The organism is Kribbella koreensis, assembly GCF_039525325.1.
In the GTDB taxonomy this organism is placed as follows: Bacteria; Actinomycetota; Actinomycetes; order Propionibacteriales; family Kribbellaceae; genus Kribbella; species Kribbella koreensis.
Window position 1 is genome coordinate 861,661 of record NZ_BAAAHK010000013.1, and the last position, 6,105, is coordinate 867,765.

The window sequence follows — 6,105 nt, forward strand, 5'->3', positions numbered from 1 at the left end:
GGAGACGCCATGACACCGTCGCCGTTGTCGGCCGGCAAGGGACTGGAGCAACTCACCGGCCAGGTCGGTATGTCGCACCGGTACGTGATCGACATCGACAAGTCCAGCTATCAGCTCGGCTCGTGGAGCAAGGCCGCGGGCCTCGGCGTCAGTTGGCAGAAGCTCAGCTACCGGCCGGGCAACGCGACCCACGAGACCATCGTGCCGGGCAACGTCAGCTACCCGAACATCAGCCTCTCGCGCGCGGCGGGCGCCGATTCCGAGCGGGTCCAGGACTGGCTGAAGTCGGTCATCCGCGACCGGAGCCCGTTGAGCGGCGCGATCTACCTGGTCGACTTCCTCGGCCTGCCCGTCGTCACCTGGCAGCTCAAGGAGTTCTTCCCAATCGGCTGGCGGCTGGCGGAGTTCGACTCGGCCGGTTCGCGGCCGGCCCTCGAGACGCTCGAGCTGGCCCACACCGGGTTCTTGAACGCCGAGGGGCGGTTCGGGCGATGAGCGTCCCGGGCGTTTCGATGGTGGGCGGTGTACTGGGCACCGCGGAGACGCTGATCCCGCGGCAGCCGGTCACGAAGCAGCGGGGCCCGGCCCCGGGCGTGACCATGTGGTTCAACGTGTGGGTGTCGAGACTGGACCACTCGATGTCGCTGGGTACCTGGTCGGCGTGCTCGGGGCTGGAGGTCCAGCTGACGCCCGAGGGACCGTTCGACGAGGGCGGCAACTACGCCGTACCGCACTATCTGCCGGGCAAGGTCAGCTACGGCAAGGTGACGCTGGAACGAGCGATGACGTACGCCGGTTCGCGAAAGGTGCGGGAGTGGCTGGAGGAGCAGGCGGCGGAGTGGAGCGCCGGCCGGGACTCCGAGGTGCTGAAGAAGAGCGCCACCACGACCGTCGTCGTCGAGTTGCACAGCGGGCCTGGCAAGAAGGACCAGCTGATCCATAGCTGGAAGCTGACCGAAGCCGTCGCGGTGGGCTGGACGGTGCCGCCGTTCTCGACCTCCGGCGGCGGCATCGCGATCGAGAAGCTGACTCTGGTGCACGGTGGCTTCCTGGACGGAACCGAACGGCAGCCGGTCAAGCTCAGCCTGGTCGACAAGGCCGATGAGAGCGAATCGCTGACCTTCGAGTACAACCCGGCGAAGATCACCCTGAACCGGAAACGGCAGGTCGACACCGGACGGAGCACGGTCGACAGCTCCGCCCCGATGGTCGATCCGAACGCGGTGGCTATCACCCTGGCGGACCTGCGGCTGGAGGGCACCGAGACGGTCAAGACCTCCGTGAAGAAGCTCAGGAAGTGGATCGAGCTGCGTTCCGACCGGTCGTCGTCCGCGGGACCGACGCCACCACCCGCGACACCAGGCACTCGCCCGGTCTGCGAGGCGTGCAAGCGACTGGAGCCGTCCCCCGACAGTGACACCGCCCCCGGATCACCGGTGGTGCTGAAGCTGCTCTGGGGAGCGGGTGGGGGCGGTCTGCCCAAGGAGATGCTGCTGAAGGGCTTCGACCTGCACTTCGTGCGGTTCACCTCGGCCGGCGTACCGAGCCGTGCGACCGTCACGCTGACGCTGGAGGAGTACAAGGGCGCCAACACCGCGGGTGGCGGGCTGAGCAAGGGCCGGTCCGCGCCGGGGCGGTCTCGATGACCATCGTGGCCGAGCGGGAAGAGCCTGCTGCCGTCCGGCCGACCGTGTACTGCGGGCCGGCCCGGCAGCCGCTCGCGCAGGACCTGGCCGACTGCATCATGCGGGTGGTGGTGGACCAGAGCCAGCGGCTGCCCGACATGTTCGAGATCGTGTTCGACGACCGGGGGCTGCTGGACCAGCTGTTCGCCCGGCTCGCGATCGGTACCGAGGTCGGCATCGCTGCCGCGTCGCCGTGGCGGTCGGGCGATCCGCGGATGCTGATGACCGGTGAGGTGACCGCGATCGAAGCGGAGTACGGCGAAACGGCGTTCGTCACCGTGCGCGGCTACAGCCAGGACCACCGGCTGCAGCGGGTCCGCCGGACCAGGACCTTCGTGAACATGTCCGATGCCGACATCGCCCGCAAGATCGCCCGCGAGGCCGGGCTGACGATCGGCGAGATCACCCCCGGCCGGGTTGTCGAGGAGCACGTCGGCCAGGTCAACCAGACCGACTGGGAGTTCCTGACCGCGCGGGCGGCGGCGGCCGGCGCCGAGGTCGGTGTCGCCCAGGACAGGTTCTTCTTCGGGGCGCGTACGCCGGCGCCGCCGATCGCCTTGCTGATGCTGTCCAACCTGCGCGCGTTCGCGCCGCGGATCACGGCCGGCAATCTCGCGCCGGAGGCCGAAGTGCGGGTCTGGGATCCGCTGGCGGCGACCGTGGTCAGCGAACGGGTCAAGCTCGCGACGGCCGATACCGTGGTCGGCGCCGGGCTGGGCGAAACAGTTGCCAAGGTCAACGATCGCCCGGCGGCGCGGGCGGCGGCGAGTGGTGAATGGGGTCCACCGCCGTCGGCCGAAGCGACCGTCCTGGCATACCGGCCGCTGTCGTCAGGTGCCGGGATCAGGCCGGCTGCCAGGAGCCGGGCCGGCGGACTGGCCGAGCGGCTGGCCGGCACCTTCGCCGAGGCGGTCGGCGAGAGTGTCGGCGACCCCTGGCTGGCCGCCGGGCAGCTTGTCGAGGTCTCCGGCGTGGCCGCGCCGTTCGCGGGCCGGTGGACGGTGACCAGAGCGCGACATGAGCTGGAGCACGGCCGGTATCGGACCAGGTTCGAGGTGAGTGGCGGGCACGATCGCAGTCTGCTCGGGCTTGTTCGTGGTGGTCAGGGCGCCGACGACCGGATCGCCGGCGTGGTCTGCGGCATTGTGAGCAACAACCTCGATCCGCTGGGGAAGGGCCGGGTCAAGGTGATCCTGCCGTGGTTGTCGCCCGACTACGAGACGGGCTGGGCCGCTGTCGTCCAGGCCGGCGCGGGTGAGCGCAGCGGCGCGCTGTTCCTGCCGGAGACCGGTGACGAGGTGATGGTCGGCTTCGAGTTCGGCGATCTCCAGCGGCCGTACGTCCTGGGTGGAATCGTCAACAACCGCAGTACGTACGGACTCGGCGCGCCGGCGATCCAGGCCCAGGGCAACAGTGCGGCCGTGCAGTGGCGCGGGCTCGTCGCACCGTCGGGATCCCGGTTGGCCTTCCACGACGAGCTGACCGGGCAGGCCCGGGTCGACCAGGCCGAGATCCTGCTCGGCAGCGGGGACGGGAACCTGACGCTACGGATCGACCAGGTGGCCGGTGTGGTCGCGCTCCGAAGCGTGCCCGGGCAGTTGACCCGGCCGGGAGAGAAGGGCCGGTTGGTGATCGAGTGCGGTCCCAGTGGCGCGATCGACATCGTCGCCGGGGCCGGCGGCGCGGTCACCATCGACGGTGGCGCGGCGCTGAACCTGAAGGCCCAGCGGCTGAATCTCGAAGGCGCGCAGATCACCGTGAACGGGACCGGGCCGGTCGAGATCAAGGGCAAGCCGATCAAGCTGAACTGATGGCCGGAGGAGACTTCATGACGACCCAGGCTGTGGCCGGGCTCCGGTTCCCGCTGGAGGGCGCGACCGGACGACTGGGTTTCGCGCGCGGGATCGACAAGCTCGAGCAGTGCATCCGGCTGGTCCTGCTCACCTATCCCGGCGAGCGGGTGATGCGCCCGGACTTCGGCTGCCGGTTGCGCGACTTCCTGTTCGAAGCGGCCACCCCGGCCACCATGGTCAGGATCGCCGACGAGGTCGAACAGGCGATCGCGGCGTGCGAACCGCGGGTCGAGGTCCGGCAGGTCGAGGTGACCCCCGACGAGGCCGTCGACGGACTGCTGCACATCGCGATCCACTACCGGCCTGTCGACGAGAGTGAACCGGTCGTGATCGTGGTCGACTTCGCCACGGATCGCCACCCGGCCGCGGCGGAGGTGGCGTGATGGCGCTGCCCGCCCCCGACCTGGACGACCGGCGCTTCGGCGATCTGGTCACCGAAGCGCTCGACATCGTCCGCCGGTCCTGCCCGGAGTGGACCGACCAGAGTCCGGCCGATGCCGGCGTGACGCTGATCGAGGCGCACGCCTATCTCATCGACGGCCTGTACCAGCGGTTGAACCGAGTGCCGGACCGGCTGCAACTGAAGTTCCTCGACCTGATCGGTTTGCGGCTGGTACCACCGACGCCGGCCACCGCGCCGGTCACCTTCTGGCTCTCGGCGCCGGCCCGCGCGCCCCTGACAGTTGCCCGGGGCACCGAGATCGGCACGATCCGGTCCGGGTCCGAGCCGGCGGTCGTGTTCACCTCGACCGCCGACCTGACGATCTCTCCGTGCTCCGTGGTCGCCTTGCTGACCAGGACCGAGGAAGAGCCGGACCCGGTCGAACACGACCTCGGCGCCTCGGCCGCCGTGGCCTTCTCCACCCCGCCGCGAGCCGGTGACGAGTTGCTGATCGGCTTGGACGGCGCCGCCCCATCCCTCGCTGTACGGCTCGAGTACGGCGGGCAGACCGAGGGGCTCGGGATCGATCCGGACGATCCGCCGCTGGCCTGGGAGGCGTGGACCGGCTCCTCGTGGACGGCCTGCGACGTCGATCGGGACGAGACCGGGGGCCTCAACCGGTCGGGTTCGATGGTCCTGCATCTGCCGGCGGGACATCAGACCAGCGTCATCGGTGGGCAGCCGGCGGGCTGGATCCGGGCGCGGGTGGAGGAGCCGGGCGATGGCCAGGCCGGCTACACGGCTTCCCCGTTGGTCCGCCGGCTGGACGCGTGCAGTGTCGGGGGTACCGCGGACGCGGTCCACGCGGAGCTGGTGTTCGACGAAGTACTGGGCGAATCCGACGGAGTACCCGGCCAGGTGTTCGCGGTCGGTACCGCGCCCGTTCTGGCCGGGATCGCGAGTCCGGTGATCGAGGTGAGTTCGGAGCATGGCTGGACGGAGTGGAGCGAGGTCGACGACTTCGCCGCCAGCGGGCCGGAGGATCGGCACTTCCGGCTGGACGCGGTACCGGGTGAGGTGTCGTTCGGCCCCGCGGTCCGCCTTGCTGACGGCGGTTTGCGGCGGCACGGCGCGGTACCGGCCAAGGACGAGATCGTGCGGATCCGGGGCTACGCGACCGGTGGTGGACTCCGCGGCAACGTGCCCCGGGCGGCGATCGTGAGCCTCCGGTCATCGATCCCGTTCGTTTCGGCGGTCGAGAATCGGGTGGCGGCGCAGGGTGGTACGGACGGCGAGAGCCTGGCCGAGGCACGGGACCGGGCGCCGATGTTGCTGCGCACCCGTGGCCGGGCGGTGACTGCCGAGGACTACGAGGCGCTGGCACGGGAGGCGGTGCCGGAGGCGGCGAGGATTCGCTGTATCACCGCGGGCGATGCCGAGTTGGCCGGGACGGTGAAGGTGCTGGTGGTGCCGGCCGCGGCGCAGCGGGACGGAGAGATCATCTTCGCCGACCTGGTGCCGCCCGTGCCGCTGCTGGAGAAGCTGGCCGAGCGGCTGGAGCAAGTGCGGTTGATCGGGACGCGGGTGTCCGTCGAGCCACCCCGGTACCGCGGAGTGACGGTGGTGGCGCGGTTGGTGGCCCGGCCGCGGGTCGATCGCGACCGGGTTCGGGCGGAGGCACTGGCGGTGCTGTACCGGTTCCTCAATCCCTTGCCTGGTGGGGGTTTCGACGGTTCAGGCTGGGAGTTCGGGCGGTCGGTGCGGTCGGGCGACGTGTATGCGGTGCTGCAGGCGGTACGCGGGGTGCAGGCAGTGGAGGACATCCGGCTGTTCAGTGCCAATCCGGTCACCGGTGAACGTGGTACGGAGCAGGCGCGGATCGATCTCGAGCGCAACAGTCTGGTCTATTCGTTCGAGCACCTGGTCAAGGTGGAGGACCACTGATGCTGATCTGTGGCGAGTGCGGACATCACAACTCAGGACGCGACACCTTCTGCGGCTCCTGCGGCGAGTTCCTGGAATGGAACGCCCAGCGGGTAGTCCCGCCAACCCCGGTAGCCGAACCCGCTGACCCCGAGCCGCTCCCGCCGAGACCCGGCTTCCTGACCCGCCTCTCCCGAGCCACCGCCGAACTGATCGGCGGCCCACCCCTCCTCGAAACCACCCCCGCCGCCACCGCCCCCGG

General features: G+C 70.1%; 6 protein-coding genes. All 6 read left to right on the forward strand.

Annotated features, from left to right (window positions below; all coding sequences use genetic code 11):
• Nucleotides 1-9 precede the first annotated feature (9 nt).
• Complete coding sequence (locus ABD116_RS28455) at nt 10-495, forward strand: phage tail protein (protein WP_343976786.1); 486 nt, start codon at nt 10-12, stop codon at nt 493-495.
• On the forward strand, nt 492-1,646 hold the full coding sequence (locus ABD116_RS28460; protein ID WP_343976789.1) for a phage tail protein: 1,155 nt from the start codon (nt 492-494) through the stop codon (nt 1,644-1,646). The genes ABD116_RS28455 and ABD116_RS28460 overlap by 4 nt, the downstream gene beginning before the upstream one ends.
• The gene (locus tag ABD116_RS28465) at nt 1,643-3,496 is read left to right on the forward strand and encodes a VgrG-related protein (protein WP_343976792.1); all 1,854 of its coding nucleotides are present in this window, start codon (nt 1,643-1,645) and stop codon (nt 3,494-3,496) included. The genes ABD116_RS28460 and ABD116_RS28465 overlap by 4 nt, the downstream gene beginning before the upstream one ends.
• A gap of 17 nt (nt 3,497-3,513) precedes the next feature.
• Entirely contained in the window at nt 3,514-3,921 is a 408-nt protein-coding gene (locus tag ABD116_RS28470; protein ID WP_343976795.1) for a GPW/gp25 family protein, read from the forward strand.
• Nucleotides 3,921-5,864, forward strand: a complete 1,944-nt coding sequence (locus tag ABD116_RS28475; protein ID WP_343976798.1) for a putative baseplate assembly protein — start codon at nt 3,921-3,923, stop codon at nt 5,862-5,864. The genes ABD116_RS28470 and ABD116_RS28475 overlap by 1 nt, the downstream gene beginning before the upstream one ends.
• On the forward strand, nt 5,864-6,105 hold a 242-nt coding region (locus ABD116_RS28480; protein WP_425552168.1), incomplete at its 3' end, for a hypothetical protein. The genes ABD116_RS28475 and ABD116_RS28480, both read left to right, overlap by 1 nt.